Origin of the sequence: Microbispora corallina (genome assembly GCF_016863035.1) — a bacterium.
Classification (GTDB): domain Bacteria; phylum Actinomycetota; class Actinomycetes; order Streptosporangiales; family Streptosporangiaceae; genus Microbispora; species Microbispora corallina.
The window spans coordinates 1-22885 of sequence record NZ_BOOC01000035.1; the positions used below are offsets into that span (position 1 = coordinate 1).

Annotated in this window: 20 protein-coding genes; 6 read left to right on the forward strand and 14 right to left on the reverse strand. The window is 72.2% G+C overall.

Annotated features, from left to right (window positions below; genetic code table 11):
* Window positions 1–64: 64 nt before the first annotated feature.
* From Mco01_RS30010 to Mco01_RS30025, 4 genes are all read right to left on the reverse strand, one after another.
* Entirely contained in the window at window positions 65–1045 is a 981-nt protein-coding gene (locus Mco01_RS30010; protein WP_204060228.1) for a carbohydrate ABC transporter permease, read from the reverse strand.
* A gap of 84 nt (window positions 1046–1129) precedes the next feature.
* On the reverse strand, window positions 1130–2410 hold the full coding sequence (locus Mco01_RS30015) for a sugar ABC transporter substrate-binding protein (protein WP_204060229.1): 1281 nt from the start codon (window positions 2408–2410) through the stop codon (window positions 1130–1132).
* Window positions 2411–2544: 134 nt separating this feature from the next.
* The gene (locus tag Mco01_RS30020) at window positions 2545–2682 is read right to left on the reverse strand and encodes a hypothetical protein (protein ID WP_204060230.1); all 138 of its coding nucleotides are present in this window, start codon (window positions 2680–2682) and stop codon (window positions 2545–2547) included.
* 136 nt (window positions 2683–2818) lie between these two features.
* Entirely contained in the window at window positions 2819–4810 is a 1992-nt protein-coding gene (locus tag Mco01_RS30025) for a glycoside hydrolase family 127 protein (RefSeq protein WP_204060231.1), read from the reverse strand.
* 222 nt (window positions 4811–5032) lie between these two features.
* Here Mco01_RS30025 and Mco01_RS30030 point away from each other — a divergent pair, with 222 nt between their 5' ends.
* Window positions 5033–6049, forward strand: coding sequence for a LacI family DNA-binding transcriptional regulator (locus Mco01_RS30030; protein ID WP_204060232.1), 1017 nt, complete (start codon window positions 5033–5035; stop codon window positions 6047–6049).
* Between the two features lie 113 nt (window positions 6050–6162).
* Here Mco01_RS30030 and Mco01_RS30035 read toward each other — a convergent pair whose 3' ends face one another.
* The 3 genes from Mco01_RS30035 to Mco01_RS30045 form a co-directional block, all read right to left on the reverse strand.
* Window positions 6163–6771: a response regulator transcription factor gene (locus Mco01_RS30035; RefSeq protein ID WP_036329593.1), complete on the reverse strand. Its 609-nt coding sequence runs from the start codon at window positions 6769–6771 to the stop codon at window positions 6163–6165.
* A complete protein-coding gene (locus Mco01_RS30040; protein ID WP_204060325.1) occupies window positions 6768–7931 on the reverse strand; it encodes a histidine kinase in 1164 nt (387 codons plus the stop codon). Before Mco01_RS30040 ends, Mco01_RS30035 begins: the two co-directional genes overlap by 4 nt.
* Before the next feature lie 98 nt (window positions 7932–8029).
* Window positions 8030–8467 (reverse strand): hypothetical protein, encoded by a 438-nt coding sequence (locus Mco01_RS30045; RefSeq protein ID WP_239104007.1) that lies wholly within the window; start codon window positions 8465–8467, stop codon window positions 8030–8032.
* Between the two features lie 98 nt (window positions 8468–8565).
* Between Mco01_RS30045 and Mco01_RS30050 the strand changes: the two genes are divergently transcribed.
* On the forward strand, window positions 8566–9201 hold the full coding sequence (locus tag Mco01_RS30050; RefSeq protein ID WP_204060233.1) for a LysE family translocator: 636 nt from the start codon (window positions 8566–8568) through the stop codon (window positions 9199–9201).
* 214 nt (window positions 9202–9415) lie between these two features.
* Complete coding sequence (locus tag Mco01_RS30055) at window positions 9416–9889, forward strand: ester cyclase (protein ID WP_204060234.1); 474 nt, start codon at window positions 9416–9418, stop codon at window positions 9887–9889.
* Here the strand turns inward: Mco01_RS30055 and Mco01_RS30060 are convergent.
* From Mco01_RS30060 to Mco01_RS30070, 3 genes are all read right to left on the reverse strand, one after another.
* Window positions 9877–10698, reverse strand: a complete 822-nt coding sequence (locus tag Mco01_RS30060) for a class I SAM-dependent methyltransferase (RefSeq protein ID WP_204060235.1) — start codon at window positions 10696–10698, stop codon at window positions 9877–9879. The two genes, Mco01_RS30055 and Mco01_RS30060, sit on opposite strands and share 13 nt — an antisense overlap.
* A gap of 25 nt (window positions 10699–10723) precedes the next feature.
* Window positions 10724–11317: a TetR/AcrR family transcriptional regulator gene (locus Mco01_RS30065; protein ID WP_204060236.1), complete on the reverse strand. Its 594-nt coding sequence runs from the start codon at window positions 11315–11317 to the stop codon at window positions 10724–10726.
* 64 nt (window positions 11318–11381) lie between these two features.
* Window positions 11382–11831, reverse strand: a complete 450-nt coding sequence (locus Mco01_RS30070; protein ID WP_204060237.1) for a winged helix-turn-helix transcriptional regulator — start codon at window positions 11829–11831, stop codon at window positions 11382–11384.
* Between the two features lie 81 nt (window positions 11832–11912).
* On the opposite strand from Mco01_RS30070, the gene Mco01_RS30075 reads away from it, so the two are divergent.
* Complete coding sequence (locus Mco01_RS30075; RefSeq protein ID WP_204060238.1) at window positions 11913–12947, forward strand: GlxA family transcriptional regulator; 1035 nt, start codon at window positions 11913–11915, stop codon at window positions 12945–12947.
* Window positions 12948–12998: 51 nt separating this feature from the next.
* On the opposite strand, the gene dxs is transcribed toward Mco01_RS30075, so the two are convergent.
* Window positions 12999–14831: a 1-deoxy-D-xylulose-5-phosphate synthase gene (dxs, locus tag Mco01_RS30080; RefSeq protein WP_204060239.1), complete on the reverse strand. Its 1833-nt coding sequence runs from the start codon at window positions 14829–14831 to the stop codon at window positions 12999–13001.
* A 614-nt stretch (window positions 14832–15445) separates the two neighbouring features.
* Between dxs and Mco01_RS30085 the strand changes: the two genes are divergently transcribed.
* Entirely contained in the window at window positions 15446–15898 is a 453-nt protein-coding gene (locus Mco01_RS30085; protein WP_204060240.1) for a DUF6884 domain-containing protein, read from the forward strand.
* Between the two features lie 46 nt (window positions 15899–15944).
* Here Mco01_RS30085 and Mco01_RS30090 read toward each other — a convergent pair whose 3' ends face one another.
* On the reverse strand, window positions 15945–16772 hold the full coding sequence (locus Mco01_RS30090) for an LLM class F420-dependent oxidoreductase (RefSeq protein WP_204060241.1): 828 nt from the start codon (window positions 16770–16772) through the stop codon (window positions 15945–15947).
* A gap of 61 nt (window positions 16773–16833) precedes the next feature.
* A complete protein-coding gene (locus Mco01_RS30095) occupies window positions 16834–18423 on the reverse strand; it encodes a carboxylesterase/lipase family protein (protein ID WP_204060242.1) in 1590 nt (529 codons plus the stop codon).
* 133 nt (window positions 18424–18556) lie between these two features.
* On the opposite strand from Mco01_RS30095, the gene Mco01_RS30100 reads away from it, so the two are divergent.
* On the forward strand, window positions 18557–21976 hold the full coding sequence (locus Mco01_RS30100; RefSeq protein ID WP_204060243.1) for an LGFP repeat-containing protein: 3420 nt from the start codon (window positions 18557–18559) through the stop codon (window positions 21974–21976).
* A gap of 139 nt (window positions 21977–22115) precedes the next feature.
* Here Mco01_RS30100 and Mco01_RS30105 read toward each other — a convergent pair whose 3' ends face one another.
* Window positions 22116–22844, reverse strand: coding sequence for a hypothetical protein (locus Mco01_RS30105; protein ID WP_204060244.1), 729 nt, complete (start codon window positions 22842–22844; stop codon window positions 22116–22118).
* Between the last annotated feature and the right edge of the window lie 41 nt (window positions 22845–22885).

The window sequence follows — 22885 nt, forward strand, 5'->3', positions numbered from 1 at the left end:
AAGAGCATGAGCGCGGTGAAGACCACACCCAGGCACGTACGCCACCAGCCGCGCCGGGTCGTCGTCATGCCCCCACCTGCCGTCGCTGCGCGCGGATGTAGACGAGGCCGAAGACCAGCGCGATGACGATCAGCAGGTTGCCGACCGCCGCGCCGGGGCCGAAGGAGGGCAGCAGGTTGCCGAATCCCAGCCGGTACGACCAGGTGGCCAGCGTCGTCGACGCGTCGCTGGGGCCGCCCTTCGTCATGATCCAGATGATGTCGAACACCTTCAGTGTGTAGACCAGCCCGAGCAGCAGCGTGATCGCCGAGACCGGCCGCAGCAGCGGGAACGTCACCCTGCGGAACCGCTGCCAGCCGCCCGCGCCGTCCAGGGCCGCCGCCTCGTAGATGTGCGACGGGATCGCCTGCAGGCCGCTGTACAGCACGACGAGGTTGAAGGGGATGCCGATCCAGATGTTGGCGATCGTCACCGACCACAGCGACCAGTCCGGGGACGTCAGCCAGTTCACCGGGCCGAGCCCCATCGCCTTCAGCGTCGCGTTGACCACGCCCGACTCGCTGTCGAGCATCCACGACCACGTCGAGGACGACACGATCAGCGGCAGCAGCCACGGCACCAGGAACAGCGCGCGCAGGGTCGCCGACAGACGGAAGTTCCTGACGAAGAACACCGCCAGGGCGAGCCCGATGGTGAACTGGAAGGCCAGCGAGACCACGGTGAACACCACCGTGTGCCACAGCGCCGGACCGAACGTGGCGTCGCGGACGACCTTCGCGTAGTTGGCGAGCCCCGTGAACGGGGCGTCACCCTGCACGAACGACCGGACCGTGTAGTTGCGCAGGCTCAGGTCGACGTTGCGATACAGCGGATAGGCGTAGAACACGAGCAGGTAGACCACCACCGGCACGAGGAACGCCCACGCCGCCCACTGCCCCGACCGCCGCGCGGGCCTGCGGCGGGTGCTCCCGGCCCCCCGGCCCGGTGCCGGCTCCCGCCTGTCGCGGGCCGCGGCCGGAGCCGGCGTCTGTGTTGCGTGTTTCATGCTTTCCTCATCTGACGTCCGCGGGACGGCGACGTGCGCGCGGGCGGAGGCCCGGCCCGCGCGCACCGCGCGCACCGCGCGTGCCTACTGGGTGGCGCTCGCCGCCGCGCTCTGGGCGGCCGTCAGCGCCTCCTGCGGCGGCTGCGAGCCGCTCAGCGCGGCCTGCATCGCCTTCCACATGGGCTCGGAGATCTTCGGGTACTTGGTGCCGAGGTTGTCGCTGGTACGGCCCTTGGCCGCCTTGACCGCCTCCACCCACACCTTCAGTTCCGGGTTCTGCTCGACCTGCTTGGCCTGCACCTGCTCGGTCGGGGCGATGTACGACAGCGTGGTCGTGGTGGTGAGCGAGTTGTCCGTGCTGGTCAGGCACGTCACCAGCTTCTGGGTGGTGGCGTAGCGGGCCGTGTCCTTCTGGACCGGCATGCTGACGAACTCGCCGCCGGTCGGGGCCGGCGCGGTCCCGCCGTCCTTCGCGGGGATCGGGATGATGCCGTACGGGAAGCCGGTCTTCTTGGCGTTGGCCAGCTGCCAGGTGCCGTTCTCGGCGAAGGCGAAGTCACCGGTGGCGAACTCCTGCCAGCTCGTGGTCTGGGTGTTGTTGATCACCGAGTTGGGGGCGTACCCCTTCTTCAGCCAGTCGGTCCACAGCGACAGGGCCGCCACGCCCTCCGGCGAGTCCAGCTTGGTGAGCTGCGCGCCGGAGCCCCAGAACCACGGGAGGAACTGGAAGCTGCCCTCCTCGGTGCCGATCGCGGAGAACGTGATGCCCTTCTTGCCCGCCGCCTTCACCTTCTCCAGCGCCGCGGTCAGCGACGCCCAGTCCTTCACCGAGGCGGCGTCCACCCCGGCCTTCTTCAGCACGTCGCTGTTGTAGTAGAGGGCCAGCGTGTTGGCCCCGATCGGGATGCCGTACGTCTTGCCGCCGAGCTGGCCGGCCGCCAGCAGGTTGGGCGAGACGGCCGAGGTGTCGATCTTCGTTTCGTCCGTCGAGGTCAGCACCCCCGCGTCGGCGAGGGTCGAGACGACGGGGTTGTCCACGATCAGCACGTCCGGGGAGTTGCCCTGCTGGGCCGCCAGCAGCGCCTTGTTGGTCAGGTCGGTGGTGTCGTAGCCGGTCCGCTTGACGGTCACCCCCGCCTGGGTCCCGCACTGGGTGAGCAGCTTCACCCAGTCGGAGGAGTCGTCGAACTGCGGGTAGGGGTCCCAGATCGTGTAGGTCCCGCCGCCGGCGGCCTGGCTCGCGCCCGCCGAGGCGCCGGCGCCGTCGCCGCCGGAGTCCCCTGAGCACGCGGTGAGGCCGCCCGCGACGACGAGGACCACCAGGCCCAGGCCGGCGACGCGCCGGCCCCTGTCGAGGCTTTCCATATCGTTCTTCCTTTCGACGGCCGGCGTCCGGCCGATATCATCGCGATCACCGCCGCGGCCCGCACATCCAGGGTGCGGACTCGCGGGCGCATCAGGTCAGCTGGACGTGCTGGTGGAGATGGTCGTGGGCGCGGTCACGGCGGTGAACCGGCCGCATTCACCGGGAGGGTGGCGCCGGCCGCCTCGGCGGGCGTCACGGGGACGCCGAGGGCCGCGCCCAGCAGCGCCGTCAGCCCTGCCGCGCGTCTGGACGGGGATCGGGGTCTGCGCATGAACGACCTCGCTCTTTCTGTGCTCAGGTGGGGGGAGAGCAGGAGGTGGAGCGGGACCGTTCCTCCCCGAGCCGGCTGACGCCGTGGACGGTCCCCATGCGGGCGGGCCGGACCGGGCAGGGCCGGCCCGCCTTGGTCATCCTGTGGCGGCGACCGGGATCCAGACCCGCATCGGGCCCTCGCTCCGGTTGCCCCACAGGAAGTACGGCACCGCCGTGAACGTGAGCGGGGCGCCGCCGCGCTCCCGCCTGATCCCGGCGGTGTACAGCGAGTCGCCGGCGTCGGCGAGCGACCCCCGCGCGGTGAGGACGACCGGGCTGCCCGGCAGGTCCTCCCGGCCGGCCGCGGTCACCTCGGCGGCGGGGTCCAGCCGCACGTCCTCCAGCACCGTGCCCGGCGGCAGGTCGGCCTGCTCCAGGCAGTACACGAGCGGCCCCCGGGCCAGGGCGACGCAGCCCCGCACCGCGTCCACCCGCGGGTGGGCGCTCACCTGCCGGACCGGCATCTCCAGGTCGAGAACCACCGTCGTGCCCGGTGCCCAGACCCGGGTGAGCCGGATGTAGCCGTCCCGGGCGGGGGCCATGACCGGTCCGCCGTCGATGCGGACCGTGTAGGCGTCGCACCAGGCCGGCACCCGCAGCGCGAGCGTCCAGGGGACGCCCGGTCCGGAGGCGACGGTCAGCTCGACCCGGCCCTGCCAGGGGTATTCGGTGCGCACGTCCACCCGTACGGCGGCGCCCGCGACCTCGGCGCTGACGCTGCCCGAGGCGTACAGGTGGATCTGCAGGCCGTCGTCGTGGGCGGTGGCCAGGTAGCCGTGCAGCGAGGCCATCAGCCGGGCGATGTTGGGCGGGCAGCAGGCGCAGGAGTACCAGGGCAGCCGCCGCCCCGCCGCCTCCTCCCCCGAACCGGTGTGGCCGGTGCGCACCTGCAGCGGGTTGGAGTAGAAGAAGTGCCTGCCGTCGGACGAGACGGCGGCGGCGACGCCGTTGTACAGCGCGCGCTCCATCTCGTCGGCGTAGCGGGCCCTGCCGGTCGCCAGCAGCAGCCTCCAGTTCAGGTGGACGCTCGCGATCGCCGCGCAGGTCTCGGCGTAGGCCCGGTCGGGCGGCAGTTCGTAGGGGTCGCCGTACGCCTCGTCCCGGTGGCGCGAGCCGTGCGCGCCGGTCACGTAGGTGCGCCGGTGGACGGCGTCCTCCCACAGTCGCTCGGCCGCCTCCAGCAGCTGGGGCTCGCCCGTCTCCACCGCCACGTCGACCATGCCGGCCAGCAGGTAGAGCTGGCGTACGGCGTGGCCGGTGACCTCACGGGCCTCCCGTACGGGCATGTGGTCCTGGTAGTAGGCGGGCCCGAACCGCCCGGGCCCGAGCAGCCCCCGTCCCCGCAGGTCGAGGAACCGGCGCGCCAGGTCCAGGTACGGACGATGACCGGTCAGCCGGTACAGCTCGGCGAGCGCGGTCTCGATCTCCGGATGCCCGCACACCTCCTCCACCCCGTCCGGGCCGAACCGCTCCACCAGCAGGTCGGCGAACCGCCGCGCGACGGCCACGAGCTCCGGGCCCACCCCGGTGCGTGCCGCGGCGACCGCCGCCTGGATCAGGTGACCCGCGCAGTACAGCTCGTGGCTCCAGTCGGGCCTGCGCCACCGCTCGTCCGGCGCGGCCACGGTGAAGTAGGAGTTGAGATAGCCGTCCGCCTGCTGGGCGCGGGCGAGCAGCGCCGCCGTGTCCTCCACGAACGACCGCAGCGCCCCGTCGCCGGATGAGACGCTCAGCTCCCAGGCCGCGGCCTCCAAGGTCTTGTGGACGTCGGAGTCGGCGAACCACATGCCGGCGAACGCCTCGTCCGACTCGCCCGCGGCGGCCCGGAGGTTGCCGATGTTCCCGGCGCGGTGCAGGTTGTCCACGCAGTGCGGCAACGTGTCCTCGGCGTTACGCCGCCGCCACCGCCCCAGCAGGCCGTCCGCGTCGAGACGGGCCTGGCCCACGCCCAGCGGCCGCAGCGCGGCGACGGCGCCGGGGCCCGGAGCGACCGGACCGGCGGAGCCGTGCGGGCCGGACGGGGCCGGCGTCCCGATCGGCCGGACGCCGGGAGCCGCAGACGTGTCTGACAACTTCTGCTCGGTCATGCCTCATCTTTCGTGGAACGGTGAACGGCGGACCGCTCGGGTGATTCGAGGAAGCGTCGTCACCCGCGGTAGGAAACTAGGAAAACGATTGCCGTCACGGTATCCAAGCGATTCCGGGCCGGTCAATAGCTTGTGTCCGCGTTGTTACGGCGATTCCCGGCCGTACACACGGCCTGTAGAGTGGGCCCGCAAGGCAACCGTCTCTAGGAAAGTGGAGGAAACGTGGGAAAGCTGGAGCGTCATGCCACGATCTCCGACGTCGCGGCGCTGGCCGGGGTGTCGGTGGGCACGGCCTCCAAGGCGCTCAACGGGCGCGGATCACTGCGGGAGGAGACCCGGGTACGGGTGCGGGAGGCGGCCCGGCAGCTCGGTTTCGAGGCCAACGCGGGCGCCCGGAGCCTGCACTCTGGCCGCACCTACACCGTCGGCATGATCACCACCGACACGATAGGGCGGTTCAGCATCCCCGTGCTGATGGGCGCGGAGGACGCGCTGGGCGCCGGGGAGATGTCGGTCTTCCTCTGCGACGGGCGCGACGATCCCATCCGCGAGCAGTACTACGTCAGGACCCTCCTCAGCCGCCGGGTCGACGGCATGATCGTGACCGGCCGGCGCACCGAGGCACGGGCGCCCATCAGCGCGAACCTGCCCGTGCCCGTGGTCTACGCCTTCATCAGCTCCGCCGACCCGCAGGACTGCTCGGTGGTCCCGGACGAGGCGGGCGGCGCCCGCAAGGCGGTGGAGCATCTCCTGGCCGTCGGCCGCACCCGGATCGCGCACATCACGGGGCCCGAGCACCACAACTCCGCCCGGGTCCGCGCGGCCGCGGCGACCGAGCGGCTCGGCGAAGACGGGCTCTCCCTGGTCGCTCCGCCGCTGTTCGGCGGATGGAGCGAGGTGTGGGGCCGTCAGGCCGTCGGCATCCTCCTGGCCGGCCGGACCGAGTTCGACGCCGTCTTCTGCGGCAGCGACCAGATCGCCCGGGGCGTCTGCGACGCGCTGCGGGCCGCCGGCCGCCGGGTCCCTCAGGACGTCGCCCTCATCGGGTTCGACAACTGGGACGTCATGACCGAGGCCTGCCAGCCGCCGCTCACCAGCATCGACCTGGACCTTGAGGGGCTCGGCCGTTCGGCGGCCGAGATGCTGCTGGCCGCCATCAACGGCTCCCCCTCCCCCGGCCGCCACGCCCACCCCTGCCGGCTGGTGGTGCGCGAGTCGACCACCGTCCCCCTCACCTGACCGGCCCCGGCAAGGCGTGGCCGGGCGGTGCGGCAGCGGCGGAGGTGGCCGGCCCGCCTGGTCCCTGGATGTGGCGCGCCTTCCGGCAGCCCGCGCATCGCCGCCACTGGCTCCTACAGCCAGCCGCGGTCGTCGGCGACGCGTACCGCGCCCATCCGGTTCTGCGCGCCGGTCTTGGCGATCGCCGCCGACAGGTAGTTCCGCACGGTGCCCTCGGACAGGTACAGCTTGGCGGCGATCTCGGCGACGGTGGCGCCCGAGCGGGCCGCGTTCAGCACGTCGCGCTCCCGTCCGGTCAGCGGGGAGTCGCCGGCGGCGAGGGTCGCCGCCGCGAGCACCGGGTCCACGACGCGTTCGCCGCGCATGACCCGGCGAACGGCGTCCGCCAGGGCCTCTGGCGGAGCGTCCTTGACGACGAAGCCGACGGCGCCCGCGGTCATCGCCCGGCGGAGGTAGCCGGCGCGGCCGAAGGTGGTCAGGATGATCACGCGGCAGTGCGGTACCTGCGCGGTGAGCACCGCGGCCGCGGCGAGCCCGTCGAGGCCGGGCATCTCGATGTCGAGCAGGGCCACGTCGGGACGGTGGACGCGGGCCGCGTCGACGACCTGGTCGCCCCGGCTGACCGAGGCCACGACCTCGAAGTCGTCCTCCAGGTCGAGCAGCGCGGACAGGGCCGCGCGGATCAGGTCCTGGTCGTCGGCGAGCAGCAACCGGATGGTCATGCGGGGTGGTCTCCTGTCGTCGCCGAAGACGCGGAAGGCACGGAAGGCACGGAAGACACGGAAGACGCCGCCGGTTCGTCCTCGCCGAGGGTGACGCGCAACCGCCAGCCGCGGGGGGCGGCCGGCCCGGCCTCCACGGCCCCCCCGGCGGCGGCGACCCGCTCGCGCAGCCCGCTCAGGCCGTTGCCGTTGGGCGCGGCGGCGCCGGTCCCGTCGTCGCGGATCTCCACGCGGAACGGGGAGAGGGTCACCGTGCACCGGGTGGCCCGCGCGTGGCGCACCACGTTGGTGATGCCCTCCCGCACCACCCAGCCGAACAGCTCCTGGTGGGCGGGCTCCACCAGGTCGGCGGCCGTGGGCAGGTCGGCCACGACGCCCGCCGCGCGGAGCAGTTCCCGGCCGCGGGCGAGCTCACCGGCGAGGGTCACCTCGCTGTAGCCCGACACGGCGGCTCGCACGTCCGTGAGCGCCTGGCGGGCCAGACCCTCGACGGCGGCGATCTCCTCGACGGCGCGGGGCGACCCGCTCGCGGCGAGGCGGCGGGCCAGACCGCTCTTGACGGTGATGACGGTCAGCGAGTGGCCGAGCAGGTCGTGCAGGTCGCGCGAGATGCGGGCCCGTTCGGCCTCCGAGGCCAGCCGGGCGACCTCGGCGCGGGCCTCCAGCAGGGCGCGGTTACTGGTGGCGATCTCGGAGAAGCCGACCACCGTCAGGCCGGTAAAAATGATCATGACTGCCTGGGTCCAGCCGAACCCGAGATGCCAGGGACGCACCGCCCAGGGCACCACGAGCGCCGCGAGGGCTCCGCCCGCGATGATCGGCACCAGGTGTCGGCGCCGTATCATCGCGGCCAGGGAGACGACGACGACGCCCAGATAGAAGGCGAAGTCACGGGCGATGGGCAACGAGGCCGCGAAGAGCACGGTCATGAGCCCGAGCAGCGTCCACACCGTGATCGGCCGGTTCCGCGCGAAGGCCAGGCCGGTCAGCACGTACGCGACGCAGAAGACGGCCACGATGGCGTACCCGGCGATCGCCGTGACGCCGTCCGCGTATTCGGCCACACCGGAGGCGGCCACGGCCGGGAAGACCAGCATTCCGGCCGCGAGGAAGACGCGCCGCCAGCCCTGGGCCCATCGCTGCGGATCGCGGTCCGGCATGTCTGTCACCTGGTTTCCCTCCGCCGTCCGCCATGCCCGGCCGGCGGTGCCGATCTCGGCATGGTAGACGGCGTTCCCGGGTGTGCGGGTGGCGGGGCTCACGCGCCGGCGAACACCGAGCGCAGGTGCCGCCCGAAGGCCGTCGCGACCACGCCGAGCAGCAGCAGCCCGCAGACGGCCTGTTCCAGCTTCATCCACACCGGGAACGTGCCGGGCAGCGCGATGATCACCACGATCGCGACCACCATGACCGCGGCGATGACGCGCAACCTGCGGTACGCGCCGCGGGAGCCACGCGCCGCGCGGACCGCGAAGGCGTACGTGAACGCCGCGCTGACCGTCACGATGACGCCGCGGACCCACACGGCGGAGTTGACCATGGCCGGGTCGTCGTGCCGGAGGGCGATGACCATCAGGGTCAGCGCGCTGAGCGCGAGGTACCCCCCGGTGAGCATCCGGATGGTCGTGAACGCCTTACGGCTGCCGGGGTTGTTGAGGTCTGCGCCGAATACGGGGACGTGCCGTTCGTCTGTCATGCCCACCATCGTGATCGCGGGCACCGGCACCGGGGCAGTGCGATCACGCCTCGTTGCTCCATGACATTCGTCAGGTCTCTTTCCGGCAGGATTGCCGCATGACTCCCGTTTCAGCGCTGGTTTCCTTCGCCTTCGTGGCAGGCATGCTGACGATCATTCCGGGGCTCGACACGGCCCTTGTGCTGAGGTCCGCCATGACGAGAGGGCGCAGGCACGCCTTCGCGACGGCGCTCGGCGTCAACACGGGCGTGCTGCTCTGGGGTGCGGGGGCGGCGCTCGGGGTGACAGCGCTTCTGACGGCGTCCCAGGTCGCGTACACCGTGCTCCGCTACGCCGGGGCGGCCTACCTGGTGTGGTTCGGTGTCACGCTGGTACGGCGGTCGCCGTCCGGGGGCGCGGCCGAGCCGGGTCCCGCGGTCACGGCCGCCTCCGGGGGCGCGTACCGGGCCTGGCTGAGGGGTGTCGCGACCAACCTCCTGAACCCGAAGGTGGGCGTGTTCTATGTGGCCATGCTGCCGCAGTTCATCCCGAAGGGCTCGCCGCACCTGCTGATGGGGCTCCTGCTCGCGCTCGTGCACAACGTCGAGGGTCTCGCGTGGTTCACCGCACTGATCTTCGGGACGACCGTGGCCCGGCGCCGGCTCTCGGGCGAGCGGGTCCACCGCTTGGTCGACCGGATGACGGGCGTGGTCCTCGTCGGCTTCGGACTGCGACTGGCGTTGTCCGATCACTGAGCCGGAGCGCCGGCGCGCTCGGACAGCCGTCCGTACGGCGGCGGACAGGCCCGCCCGTTTCCACGTCCGAACGGCAGCGCATAAGCTCGTCGGCAGAGGCGTCCCGATTCCGCGAAACCGTGCCTTCCGCCAGGTCAGGGCATGGTGCGCGCAGCGGACGGCACGACATAACCTATGCCTCATCCCCCGACAGGACGGAAGGGGGGCATTGTCGATGCTCGATGTCGTCGACCGCCTGATCGAGACGGTGAACGCACACGACTTGGATGCCTGCGTTCGCTGCTACAGCCCCGACGCCTCCATGGTGGGGCCGGAGATGCAGGCCGAAGGCCGCGACCAGATCGAGTGCTACCACGCCCATGTCTGGGTCGGAATCCCTGATCTGTCCATCACCGTGTGGGACCGGATCGCCAAAGGCGATCGAGTGGCGGTTGAGGGGATGCTCAACGGCACGCACACCGGGCCCTTCCTGGTCGCGGGGGGCCGGATCCTGCAGCCGTCCGGCCGGCTCGTGAGCGTCAGCCTGTGCTGGGTGTTCACCGTGGAGAACGACCTGGTCACCGCCCACCGCCTCTATTTCGACCAGCTGGAGCTGTACACCCAGCTCGGGGCCGAGCCCGCCTGGGGCGAGGAAGGGGCGGCGCCGGTCGCGCCGTGCTATTTGCCGAGTCCGCGTCAGAAGCGGTAACGCGGTATCCATCCGGCGTTGCGCCACGCCGGGACCAGGCCGATCAGGACCGTCAGCAGCCGGTAGTACAGCGGGGAGCGCCTGAGCAGGGTGGCGTCGCCGAGGCTGCCGACCTCCGCGAGGCGGAGCCGGGGATGGAACCGTTCGACGTCGCGCGGGTCGCCGGGAAACCACTGTTCGACGATCCCGAACTTCGTGAACAGAGGGACCGGCCGTCTCTCACGCTGCTTCCGCACCACCGGCGAGGTGATGTTGAAGGCGATCTCACCGCTCGGGAAGTGCTCGACGATCCGGGAGAGAACCTGCCGCACGTCGTGCTCGGGGAGGAAGTTCAGCAGACCGTCGGCGACCACGATCGCGGGCCGGTCCCGCGGGATCGCGTCGAGCCAGCCGGGCTCGGTGACCGACGCGCCGACGTAGGTGTGGCCCGGCCAGGGGCCGTACAGCCGGTCGGCGATCTCGACGATGTCCGGGAAGTCGACGTCGTACCAGTGGTGGCCGTCCGCCGGGTTGACGCGCCGGACGCGGCTGTCGAACCCGCTGCCGATGTCCAGGACGACCGCCCCCGGCGTGCGGGCGAGGAACGCCCGGATCCAGTCGTCCATCGTCCGGGAGCGCACCCCGACCGCGAAACGTCCTACGCTGAGCGGCCTGAACTGGCCGAAGTCGAAGTCGAGCCGGTCGATCGCCTGCTGCGCCGTCTCGTCGCCGAGGATCGGGTGGCGGTCCCGGCTGTCGAGCCAGCGCAGGTAGAGCTCCAGGAGCGCGGTGACGCGCACTCCGGTGAAGGTGACGGGGATCTTCTCCATCCGGTCCTCCCAGTGATGACGCCGGTCACCCGCCGTCGCGGTACCCGGTCTGCCGGAGCACGGCCAGCAGGAAGTCGAGGATCTCGCCCTCGCTGCTGCTGTCGGGCTGCGTGGTGAGGTGCGTGGCGACCGCGCCCGTGAGGATCGTCTGGATGACGCCGAGGTCGGCGGAGGGGGGGAACCTCCCGCGATCACGTGCGTCCTCCAGGCTGGCGCGGATCGCCTCCTCCCGCCGCCGGATTCCGGCGTTCCAGTACGCCTCCCGCAGAGCCGGGTGATCGTGGAGCGACGTCATCAGGCGGCGGGTGAGCTGCCGCAGCCGGGGCCGGGCCAGGTGGTGCGCCCAGGCGGCGAGCATCTGCTCGACGTCGACCGGCTCCGGCGGCGGAGGCGACGCGTCCTGGCCCGCGGCGATGGCGGCGACGAGCAGCCGGATCTTGTCCGGGAACCGCCGGTACACGGTGGCCCGGGTCACGCCGGCGCGGCGGGCGACCTGCTCGATCGTGACGGCGTCGACTCCGCGCTCGATCAGCAGGTCCACGGCCGCCGCGAGGATCGCCGCGTCGATGTCCGCGCTTCGCGGACGCCCCGGCGGCCGGTCCGGCTCCGTCTCCACCACGCGAATTACAATACAGACCTGTACTGTATTGTAAATACCGACGCCGTCGTTCCGTCCGCCGGTGTCACCCGGTCGCGATGCCCGCCTCCTCGTGGACCGTGACGAGGCCGGATCCCTCCAGAGGTTCGCCACAGGCGGCGCAGACGACGCGTGTCTCGACGTCGGCGCCGCAGGTGTGCCGGAACCGCGGAGTCGGCGGCGGGTCCGCCAGATGCCGTAGGCCCCACTCCCTCAGCCCGATCAGCACCGGCTCGAGATCCCGCCCCGCGTGCGTCAGGTGGTACTCGAAGCGCGGGGGCCGGTCCTGGTACGGGCGGCGCTCCAGGATCCCGGCCGACTCCAGCGACCGCAGCCGTTTGGTGAGGACGTCTCGGGGCGCGCCGGTGTTGGCGCGGATGTCGGCGAACCGGCGGACGCCCAGGAACACCTCGCGCAGCACGAGCAGCGACCACCGCTCGCCTACGAGGTCGAGGGTCCCGGCGATGGGGCAGGCGCGAGGACCGGCGTCGTTCATGCCGTCACCCTAGTTGGTTTGGAATGCGAACTCACTACGGATAGCATCGGGGGGTTCGCGGGGCACGGTCCGGAGGGGGCGATGAGCCACAGGCCAGCCGGGACGGGGCCGCTCACGGTGACGTTCCTCATCTATCCGGGGGTCCGGCTGCTGGGCGTGACCGGGCCGCTCGACGTGTTCGCGTCGGCGAACGAGTTCGGCGGTCGTTATCGGGTGCGGACGGTGTCCGTCGACGGGGCGGACGTGACGACGTCGTCGGGGACCCGTCTGAGCGCCGATCTGTCCGTCGGCGACCTGAGGCAGGCCGGTGACATCCTGGTCGTCCCCGGCGGACCCGAGTGGGACAGGCCGATCAGGGACGGCGCGTTGCTGGAGGCCGTGCGGAGGCTGGACGGGAGCGCCCGATGCACGGCCTCCCTGTGCACGGGCGCGTTCCTGCTGGCGGCCGCCGGCCTTCTGGACGGCCGTCGCGCGGCGACCCACTGGCGGCACGCGCGGCAACTCGCGCTGCGCTTCCCCGGCGTCCAGGTCGAACCGGACTCGATCTTCGTCAAGGACGGCAGGATGATGACGTCGGCCGGGGCCAGCGCGGGCATCGATCTCTCCTTGGCGCTCGTCGAGGAGCACTACGGGGCCGAGGTGGCCCGTGCGGTGGCGAGGGAGATGGTCGTCTTCATGCAGCGGCCCGGAGGGCAGTCCCAGCTCAGTGTCCGCGCGCGTGCCCCGCACACCCGGCAGGGGATGCTCCGCCGGGTGCTGGACGCCGTCGTCGAGAGCCCCGATGCCGACCACACGCTGGCCGCGATGGCGCGCAGGGCCGGTGTCAGCGCCCGCCACATCAGCCGGCTCTTCTCCGACGAGGTGGGGACGACTCCGGCCCGCTACGTCGAACAGGTCCGTCTCGAAGCGGCGCAGGCGATGCTGGAGACCTGCGACGATCCGATGGACGTGATCGCCCGCCGCACCGGCTTCGGCTCCCCCGAGTCGATGCGCAGGGCGTTCGTGCGGAATCTGGGGGTCACCCCGGGCATCGTCAGAGCGGGCTTCCGCACCGCCGGCGTGGACAGGGCCGCTGCGCCCGAGACCGCCGGGCGCAGCGGCGTCGTGGTGGCGTGATCCCTCCCCCAGCCGCCTGACCGGCCTCTGGTTCCCTGCCGCCGGCTCGCGTCACAGCGTCGTCTCTGCGGCGGCGATGACGGCCTCGGCGACGGACTCCGCGGCGAGACCGGCCTCGGCCAGGATCTCCGCGCGAGTGCCCTGGCCGGGGAAGCCGTCCGCCACGCCCAGCACCTGGACGTGGGCGCGGACTCCGGCGTCGTGCAGCGACTGGATGAGCGCCGTCCCGACGCCTCCGGCGCGCAGACCGTCCTCGACAGTGACCACCGCGCGGTGCCGGGTGACCAGCCGGATCAGCTCCGCGGGCAGCGGCTTGACCCACCGCGGGTCCACCACCGTCGTCTCGACGCCGTGCCGGGCGCACCGCCGCGACGCGTCCAGGGCGGCCTGGGCCATCGCTCCCACGGCGACCACGAGGACTCCGTCGTGCGACTCACGCAACACGTCGACGCCGCCGGTGCGGCGGAGGGCGGGGATGTCCGCTCCGACGGCGCCCCGCGGGAATCGGACGGCGGTGGGCGCGCCGGTCACGGCGATCGCCTCGCGCAACTCCTCGCGGAGCGTCGGCAGATCGCGTGGCGCCGCGATGCGCAGACCCGGGACCGGCTGGAGCAGGGCGAGATCCCAAAGCCCGTTGTGGCTCGGGCCGTCGTCTCCGGTGACCCCCGCCCGGTCCACGACGAGGGTGGCGCCCAGCCGGTGCAACGCGAGGTCCATCAGCACCTGGTCGAGAGCCCGGTTGAGAAAGGTGCCGTAGAGCGCGACCACCGGATGCAGGCCCGCCATCGCGAGCCCGGCGGCCGACGCCACCGCGTGCTGCTCGGCGATCCCGACGTCGAAGCACCGTGCCGGGTACGCCGCGGCGAACCTCGTCAGCCCCACCGATCCGGGCATGGCGGCGGTGATGGCGACGAGGTCCCGGCGCTCGGCCGCGAGCGAGACCATCTCGTCCCCGAAGGCCGCCGACCAGCTGAGCCCGCCCGGGCGCGGTGGCCGGCCGGTGAGCGGGTCGATCACCCCGACACCGTGGAGGTGGTCCTCGTCGTCCTCCTCGGCCGGCCGGTAGCCGAGGCCCTTCCGCGTCACGCAGTGGACGACGACGGGGGCCTCGGATGCCTTGGCGCGCTCCAGCGCTTCCTCCAGGGCCGGGATGTCGTGCCCGTCGACCGGGCCCAGATACGTGAGGCCGAGATCCTCGAAGAGCACCCGCGGGGCACGAGCATCCGGGACGGTCTGTCCCGTTGCGCTGCCCGGTGCCTGCTCGCCCCCGTCCGGGTGCCGCTCGTGGCCCGAGCGCGTCCGGAGCGTGGCCAGGTGCCGGGCGAGGCCTCCCACGGTGGGGGCGTACGAGCGTCCGTTGTCGTTCACGACGATCACTACGGGGCGTCGGGGCGCCGCCGCGATGCTGTTGAGGGCCTCCCAGGCCAGGCCGCCCGTCAGAGCGCCGTCACCCACGACGGCCACGACGCGCCGGTCCTTATCCCCGGACAGCTCGCGCGCCTTCGCCATGCCGTCCGCGTAGGAAAGCGCCGCCGACGCGTGGGAGTGCTCAATGTGATCGTGCGGGGACTCCGCGCGGCTGGGGTAACCGGACAGGCCGCCACGGCGCCGCAGCTCGGCGAACCGGCGGGCACGACCGGTGACGATCTTGTGGACGTACGCCTGGTGGCCGACGTCCCAGAGCAGGGCGTCGCGTGGGGAGTCGAAGGTCCGGTGCAGCGCCAAGGTCAGCTCGACCACTCCCAGGTTGGGTCCGAGGTGCCCTCCGGTCTTCGCGACGTGCCGGACGAGGAAGGCGCGGATCTCCCCGGCGAGGGCGGCCAGCTGCGCATGGCTCAGGCGCCGCAGGTCGGACGGTTCGTCGACGTCGTCCAGCAGGGTCATGCGTGGTCTCTCCTCTCCGTGCCAGGCTTGAGGTCCGCACTGGTCGAGTGCGTGGGGGACGCGTGGAACTCCCGCACGTCACGTACGTGGGGCAGAAGCGTTCCTGGTGCGAACAGTCGCGCGACGCGGCCGGCCCGCCGTCGTCGCGGGCACGACGGTCGGATCGACGGCGTCCGGACGATCGCGTCGGGCTCTTCGACCCTAGGGCGGCATCGGTGCCCAAAACGCCAGCTCAACACGCCACAACTGCGGCACATCAGGACATCGCCCGATGCGGCCGCCCGAGCCGCGCCGGTCAGCCGAGCCGCGCCGGTCAGCCGAGCCGAGCCGGTCAGCCGAGCCGAGCCGGTCAGCCGAGCCGTTCACCCGAGCCGGGCCGGGTGGCGCCGGGGCCGTCCGCCGCCCCGCCGCCGTCTGCCGCTGTCCGGCGGGCCCGCGTGTCCGGATCCGAGGGTCGCGGGTCCGGACCACCCGCCATCGCCGCCGCCCGCCGCCCCGTTGTACCCCTCGGCCGCGGCCCCGCGGCCGACGAGTTCGACTCCGGGAGGCGACATGACCCACCGTGGACGACCTGACGTGCGCGAAGACGCCGAGCTGGGACGGCCGGCCCGACGATGAGCGACTACCGTGACTTCGCCCGTCCCGAACTGGTCGTGATCCCGTGCGGCAGCAGGAAGCTCGATCACGCCGCTCGGGCGGCCGACATGTATATCGGCTCCTACCATCGCGCATGCCGCAAGGCGGCCGAGGCGCTACGGCCGGACCGGCTGATCATCCTGTCCGCCCGCTACGGGCTGCTCGATCCGGACGACGTCATCGAGCCGTACGACACCCCGCACGGCACAGCCGACGCCGTCACGGCCGGGCTTCTGCTGGACCAGGCGCACCAGCGTGGACTCGCCCGCCTCGACCCTGTCGTGCTCCTCGGAGGTGCGCGACACGTCACCTTGGCCCGGGCGATCTGGCCGCACGCCCGTACGCCGCTGAGCGGGACGCGCGGCATGGGGGAACAGTTCGCCCGACTCGCGGCCATCGCCAGGTCGAAGGGGCCCGGCCACCCGGCCTGAGACCGGCATCCGGCCAGGCGGATCTCCGTCTTCACCCCCGCCGCGGCTACCGGCAGTCGCCGACGAGCGCGGCGAACGCGTCCAGCGTGCGCAGGGTCTCGGCCTCGGGCTGGGTCGGCAGCGAAAGCGCCACGCGGCCGGCCCCCGCCTCCGCGTAGGCGGCGACGAGTTCCGGATCGGGTGGCACGGAGGCCACGATCACCGGCACGTCCCCGGCGACCTCGGCCAACCGGTCCAACTGGGGCCGGACCCGGGCCGGGTGCCCCACCGCGTGCGGCATCCAGCCGTCGCCGTGCGCCGCCACCCTGGCCAGCGCCGCCTGGCCGTCGCCGCCGATGTAGACGGGCGGATGCGGGTGCTGTACCGGCTTCGGCCAGCAGAAGATCGGGGCGAAGTCGACGTACTCGCCGTGGAACTCGGCTTTGTCCCTGGTCCAGATCTCCTTGATCGCGCCCAGCCGTTCGTTCAGCAGGGCCCCCCGCCTGCGTGGATCGGTGCCGTGATTGCGCATCTGCTCGCGGTTCCAGCCCGTGCCCACGCCGAAGATCACCCGGCCGTCGGACACCAGGTCCAGGCTGGCGACCTCCTTGGCGGTATGGATCACGTCGCGCTGGGCCAGCAGAGCCACCCCGGTCCCCAGCAGCAGGTCGCGGGTCACCGTCGCGGCCGCCGTCAACGCGACGAACGGGTCGAGGGTCCGGTAGTACACCCTGGGAAGCTCGCCGCCCCCGGGAAACCGCGTCTCCCGCTCCACGGGAATGTGGCTGTGCTCGTGCAGGAAGAGCGAATCGAAACCACGCTCCTCCAACGCCGTGGCCAGCGCGGCAGGTCCGATGCCCTCATCCGTCATGAACGTTGTGACACCAACCTTCATGCGAACAAGTCAATCACTCCCCGTGGCGGCGCCGCCCGAGGCCGCCCGGCGGGACGATGTCTCACCCCGCGAGCAGCGGGAGCGGCGGGAAGGTGTGGTCCTGCCACAGCAGCCGCGAGGTCTCTTCGGGGTAGGCGGTGACCGTCGACGGCGTGTCGAAGAGCTGTGCGAGACGGTCGCCGGCGTCGTACGGCGGCCAGCCCGGGTCGCCGTGAGCGGCGAACGCCGTCCAGGCCCCGCGGATCCGCGCGGACAGCTCCTCCGCCGCCGGGGAGGGCGGGTCGCCGATCAGGACGGCGGGCTGTCCGCTGCTCAGGTTGCCGAAGACGAGCGGCACGTCCAGGCCGTGGCAGGAGCCGAGAGCGCCGCCCAGTCCCGGGGCGGGCCAGGTCAGTTCGTAGAGGTGGGCCCGGCCGCCGCCGGCGATCTGCGCGCCGGCGAGGTGGAGACTCGGCATGCGGAACAGCCAGTCGGCGTTGACCAGCTCGTACAGCTCCTCGTCGGCCGCGGCCGGGAACGCCTCCCGGTACCGGCGTGCGCCGTCCGGGCCAGGGGCGAGCATGTGCAGAGCGGTCTCGGTCTGCTCGTGCGTGACCTCGCCGAGCACGCCGTCGATCAGGCTGAACAGCCGGTGCTCGTCACGAGTGTGCCCGACGAGGAGCCCGACGTCCCGGGCCGCGCCGCCGGCCAGCGCCTGCCACGGGGTCACCGGCAGGACGTCACCGTCGACGACCGGGGCGAACGGGATCGGCCGGTGTGCGATCCGCCCCCAGCGCTCCCGCCGCCGGACCGTCGTGGCGGCGATCGCGTCGCCCGCCGCGGGCAGCAGGGCCGGAGACACCGCCGACAGGCCTGACACCGTGGGCCGTACGCCCAGCTCGGCGGCGCAGGCGGCGGCGATGTCGGCGGCCAGCTCGGGAGAGAAGAACGTCCCCGGCACGCTCTGCGCGACCGCCCTGCGGAACAGCCCGGCGGCGTGCGGCATGGCGAGCAGCGCGGCGACCGATCCGCCGCCCGCCGACTGACCGAAGATCGTGACCCGGCCGGGGTCGCCGCCGAACACCCGGACGTTGTCCCGCACCCACTGCAGGGCCGCGACCTGGTCGAGCAGGCCCCGGTTGGCCGGGGCTCCCTCGATCTGCGCGAAACCCTCGATCCCGAGACGGTAGTTGAGGGTCACGACCACGACTCCACCGCGGGCCAGATGCCCGGCGTCGTACTCCGGGAGGCTGGAGGTGCCCATGGCGTACCCGCCGCCGGGGATCCACACCATCACCGGGAGCCCCGCCTCGGGATCCGGCTCCGGCGTCCAGACGTTGAGCGTCAGCCAGTCGTCGCCGGCGGCGTCCTGGGACGCACCGAGCAGGCCGGACTGCGGGGGCGGCGGGCCGTACGCGACCGCCGGGCGGACACCGTCCCAGCCGCGCGCCGGCCGCGGCGCGGCGAACCGGAGGGCGCCGACCGGCGGCTCGGCGAACGGGATGCCGCGGAAGACCGCCAGGCCCGCCTCCCGGCCGCCGCGAAGGACGCCGGCCGCCGTGCGGACCTCCGGATTGGACTCCGGCGGCTTGCGGGAAGGCGGCTCGCCAGATGACGGCTCGCGGGATGGCGGCTCGCTGGATGACGGCTTGCTGGATCCGGTGACGGCCACGTCGCGGTTTCCTCTCCGTTCCTGCCCGGCCGAGCATCCCAGCGCACGCCGGCTGCGGGCAAACGGTTTAGCCTGCTGGTTGAGTACGCGGGTACTCATGTGACCGCCGGGCGGGCCGGATGACACTGCCACCATGGTCACTCGGCTTCTCGTCGTCCTGGCGTTGATCGCGTCCTCCCTGGGTCTGCCGCGGGCCACCGCCGCCTCGGCCGGCACGTGTGAGCTGCTCCCCGTGGGTCCCATCCACACGCGGTGGGTCCTGCTCGAGGGCAAGGACGGGCCGCTGGGCTGCCCCACCGGCCCTGAGCAGGACGTGCCGGGGCACCGGGGCAAGCGCCAGACGTTCGAGGGCGGCGAGGTGGCCTGGTCGCCGGAGCAGGGCGAGGCCATGACGGTGGCCGCGTACCTGCTGGGCAAGTCGGCCGTCGTCGAGTTCGGGCCGACCGGCCCGTACCACTACGACAAGTTCCTGGTGCGCTGGGACCGCGACGGCCAGAACCTCGGCCAGGACAGCGCGAGGTTCAGCTGGTCCGACTCCGGGTCGCACGTGATCTACCCCGACAGGAACGGCACCTACACCTTCATCGTGGAGGGCTGCGACCAGGGCAGGTACGAGGGCTCGACCTGCCGGCAGGGCTGGACGATCCCGGTCAGCACCAGGCTCGACAGGGGCGGCGGCGGGTCCCAGGACGGAGTTCCTCCCGAGTGCCCGATACGGCCTCAGGGCGACATCGGCGCCAAGTGGTTCGACATGGGCTCGCGTTCCGGCCCGCTCGGGTGCGCCACCGGCCCGGAGGAGGACATCCCCGGACACCGGGGTAAGCGCCAGAACTTCGAACGAGGACAGATCGTCTGGTCGCCGGAGCAGGGCGAGCACATGGCGGTGGCGGCCTATCTCCTGGGCAACCGGGTCAGCGTGGACTGGGGGCCCTCGACCCCGTACACGTACGACTTCTGGCAGGTCCGCTGGGACAGGGACGGCGTCAACCTGGGGCAGGACGAGCGGGACGCGAGGCGCATGTCGCCGGCGGACGGCGACCTCGGGCGGTGGACCGCGCGGTTGCAGGGGTTCGGCGAGTACGGCTTCACCGTCCAGGGCTGCGACAGGGGCGGCTTCCTCAGCGGAGCCACCTGCAGGCAGAAGTGGACCGTCCCGGTCCGGCTGCGTTTCCAGCCGGCGTCCGAGCCGCTCTGCGGAGAGCAGCCGGTCGGGCTGATCCGTGACAGGTGGCTGGAGCTACGCGGGCCCGCCGGGTTCCTCGGCTGCCCGACGGGCCCGGAGGAGGACGTGCCGGGCCGGCGCGGCAAGCGGCAGACGTTCCAGGGCGGGCAGATCGCCTGGTCGCCCGAACAGGGAGAGAGCATGGTCGTGGCCGCCTACCAGGAGGCCGACGGAGCCGTCGTCGAATGGGGGCCGACCCGGCCGCGGTTCGACTACGACCGCTTCCTGGTGCGCTGGGACGGCGACGGCACCGACCCGCAGCAGCGGACGGTCACCGGATCCCGGGTGTCGGGCCGGCTGCGGGTGGGGCTGCTGCCCGAGTGGAAGCCGATCACCTTCATGGTGGAGGGCTGCGACAAGGGCGGCCTCCTGTCCGGCTCGACCTGCCGGCAGAAATGGACGATCCCGGTGACCGTGCGGCCGAAGCCGTTCGACGGCGACGTCGACATCTCCGCGGCGTCCGCGGAGGACCCGGCGACGGCCATGGCGACCCAGAAGACGCGGACGGACGCGGCGGTCCGGTCGTACTCCTGCCTGAACGCGCTGGACCTGGACGACCCGTCGCCGGGCGAGGGCGAGGCGGGGCGGCTCGTCGCCCGGCTGCAGCGGCTCAGGCTCGACGGCCCCGGATACGCGTGCGAAGGCGACCTGCCCAACCGTCTCCTCGTCAACGAGTTCCTCCGGGACGTCCCCACCAAACCGGTGGGCACCGAGACCGACGACTGCCCGATCGAGGAGAAGACCGTCGGCGACTACGACACGTTCCTCAAGGGGCTGATCTACATCGCGTACAAGCAGCGGGACCTGCTCGACTACGACGTGTGGTACCGCCTGCTGCACGAGCTGCTGACGATGAGCGGGCCGCACTCGGTGTCGGAGGAGGGCAAGTCCATTTGCCTGTTCGTGTCACCCGAGTCGGAGAACCACATCCTGCTGATCGAGACGGCCCGGTACCTGACCAACCAGCTGTTCTTCGACGCCACGCAGGACGCGGTCTGGGACAACCACGTCAACGGCATGGACGCCTATCTGCTGCGCTTCATGCACACGATCGCCCAGCACGACTTCCTGGAGTTCAACGCCCGGCCCTACCAGCGGTACTCGATCAACGGACTGCTCAACCTGTACGACTTCGCCCGGCAGAGGGCGGTGCGCACCGGCGCGCAGATCGTCCTCGACTACACCACCACGAAGTTCGCCACGTCCAGCAACATGCTCAGGCGGAGCGGGCCCTTCCGGCGCCTGGCGGACCACACCGACGCGGCGAACAAGAGCTACTACTCCGGCGACTCCGACCCGCAATCGGCCTTCTTCCTCGCCTACACCGGTCTGTCGGACTACACGGGAGGGAAGATCCCGGCGCACTGGCGGCTGGAAGCGATGATCTCCGGGCTCTCGTCCTACCGGCCGCCGAGGGCCGCGTACGAACTGGCCATGAACAAGGGCACGCCGTACCAGCAGACCTTCTTCCACGGAAACCGGCCGAAGATCCACCCCGACGCGGACGACGCCGATCCCGGCGTGGAGATCTACTCCAGCTCACCCTCCTTCATGATCACAGCGGGCGGCGTCTTCCTCAACAGCGGCTACCGCTCCGACAGGATCAGGGGCTTCAAGGACCATGGCGTCGCCCAGCCGACCACGCTGATGCCGACCGGGGCCGACGTGGAGGCGGCCGACCTGATCCGGTTCGAGGGGGCGCGGCGCGACGTCAGCAGCCCGCCGGACCGGGCCGTGGTCAACACCTGCGTCTCCGGCGGCTTCGCCTGCGGCGTCCAGGGCGTGGTCCCGCAGCGCTGGCTGCGCTGCGTCGGCCCCGAGTCGGACGGCCAGTGGCTCCTGCTGGACCTGGAAAGCTGCCAGGGGCTGGGCTTCTACGTCGCCATCCACATCGACCAGCCGAACGGCGTCCTGCCGCCGTACCAGAACGGCGGATTCTTCTACGCCGTGGAGCACACGGCCATGCCGTTCAGCACCTTCGCCACGAAGACCAAGGAGCTCAACGCCGATCTCCCCCGATACCTGGACATCAGCACGCCGTACACCTTCCAGGCCCCCGACGGGCACACGTACCGCTTCCAGCTGCACAGGCCCGGCGGCAAGTACCTGTCCGACCTTCTGGAGATCGACGGCACGAAGCAGCCGGACGACCTGACGTCCTTGCCTCTGGCCGACGGCCCCTTCCTCAGCTCAACCGGGCACGACGGGCTGATCAGGATCCGCCGCCCGGGCTGCGCCGGCCCGCTCAGCCTGGACTTCCGCGACGCCCTGCAACCGGTCAGGACCGAGCCCCCGGCGCAGGACCCGAGCCCGATCTGCCCGCCCGTATAAGGGACGTGACCGGCCGCCGGGCCCCGGGCGGGTCCGGCGGACGGACGCGGTCCGGCGGACGGACGCGAGGAGTGCGGCGCTCGACGGGCGCGCTCGGCGGGCGGCACCGGCGGCGCGGGAGCCCTCGGCGCCCGTCGCGTCAGCGTCGCTCGTCGCCGAAGGCCTCACGCGGCTGGAGGAGCCGTCCTCGCGCGTACTCCTCATCGAAGGCGGACGGGCCGAGCGAGCCGAGCGCGGCGGCGCGCATCTTGGCGAGGTCGGCCGCGTCGTCGGGGTCGGGCACCTGGCCGATCGCCGCGAACGCGGCATCCGTGACACCGATCATCCGCGCCGCGCGGGCGTGGTCGCCCTCGGCCGAGGCGAGTGCGGCGCCCGCCACGCAGACGTACGGCACGAAATCCGCCCAGCCGTTGCCGAACACCCGCTCGCGGTTCTCGGCGAACAGCTCCCTCGCCACGTCGAGGTTGCCCAGGCCCAGCTCGCAGAACGCGAGGTTGTGGTATTCGGAGTTGACCATCTCGGGCCGGCCGAGCTCCTCGTTGAGGGCGATGCTCTCCCGGTACAGATCCCGGGCGCGGAGCAGGTCACCCGACATGCGGGCCACGCCGGCCAGCACGTGGCGAGGCCGTTCCTCGAGGCCGCGGTCGCCGGAGCGCAGCGCGACCTCGAGAGCCTCCAGGGCCCGGGCCTGTCCGCCCCGCAGGTCACCGCCGCGGATGGCGACCCGGGCCAGGCTGTACCTGGCCTCCACCTCCCCCGCCAGGTCGCCGGCGGCCTGGGCCCGCTCGATCTCGGCCTCGCTCATCCGCACCACGGCGTCGGTCTCACCGCGCCGGAACGCCGAGCGCACGCGCTCACTGAAGCTCATGGTCGCCTTTCATCGTCGAGGTGTCCCGTCCCGTGGTCGAC

Coding starts and splice junctions, on each gene's coding strand:
- Mco01_RS30010 (WP_204060228.1), bottom strand. CDS start 1,045: ATGAAACACGCAACACAGACGCCGGCTCCGGCCGCGGCCCGCGACAGG.
- Mco01_RS30015 (WP_204060229.1), bottom strand. CDS start 2,410: ATGGAAAGCCTCGACAGGGGCCGGCGCGTCGCCGGCCTGGGCCTGGTG.
- Mco01_RS30020 (WP_204060230.1), bottom strand. CDS start 2,682: ATGCGCAGACCCCGATCCCCGTCCAGACGCGCGGCAGGGCTGACGGCG.
- Mco01_RS30025 (WP_204060231.1), bottom strand. CDS start 4,810: ATGACCGAGCAGAAGTTGTCAGACACGTCTGCGGCTCCCGGCGTCCGG.
- Mco01_RS30035 (WP_036329593.1), bottom strand. CDS start 6,771: ATGACCATCCGGTTGCTGCTCGCCGACGACCAGGACCTGATCCGCGCG.
- Mco01_RS30040 (WP_204060325.1), bottom strand. CDS start 7,931: ATGCCGGACCGCGATCCGCAGCGATGGGCCCAGGGCTGGCGGCGCGTC.
- Mco01_RS30045 (WP_239104007.1), bottom strand. CDS start 8,467: ATGACAGACGAACGGCACGTCCCCGTATTCGGCGCAGACCTCAACAAC.
- Mco01_RS30050 (WP_204060233.1), top strand. CDS start 8,566: ATGACTCCCGTTTCAGCGCTGGTTTCCTTCGCCTTCGTGGCAGGCATG.
- Mco01_RS30055 (WP_204060234.1), top strand. CDS start 9,416: ATGCTCGATGTCGTCGACCGCCTGATCGAGACGGTGAACGCACACGAC.
- Mco01_RS30060 (WP_204060235.1), bottom strand. CDS start 10,698: ATGGAGAAGATCCCCGTCACCTTCACCGGAGTGCGCGTCACCGCGCTC.
- Mco01_RS30070 (WP_204060237.1), bottom strand. CDS start 11,831: ATGAACGACGCCGGTCCTCGCGCCTGCCCCATCGCCGGGACCCTCGAC.
- Mco01_RS30075 (WP_204060238.1), top strand. CDS start 11,913: ATGAGCCACAGGCCAGCCGGGACGGGGCCGCTCACGGTGACGTTCCTC.
- dxs (WP_204060239.1), bottom strand. CDS start 14,831: ATGACCCTGCTGGACGACGTCGACGAACCGTCCGACCTGCGGCGCCTG.
- Mco01_RS30085 (WP_204060240.1), top strand. CDS start 15,446: ATGAGCGACTACCGTGACTTCGCCCGTCCCGAACTGGTCGTGATCCCG.
- Mco01_RS30090 (WP_204060241.1), bottom strand. CDS start 16,772: ATGAAGGTTGGTGTCACAACGTTCATGACGGATGAGGGCATCGGACCT.
- Mco01_RS30100 (WP_204060243.1), top strand. CDS start 18,557: ATGGTCACTCGGCTTCTCGTCGTCCTGGCGTTGATCGCGTCCTCCCTG.
- Mco01_RS30105 (WP_204060244.1), bottom strand. CDS start 22,844: ATGAGCTTCAGTGAGCGCGTGCGCTCGGCGTTCCGGCGCGGTGAGACC.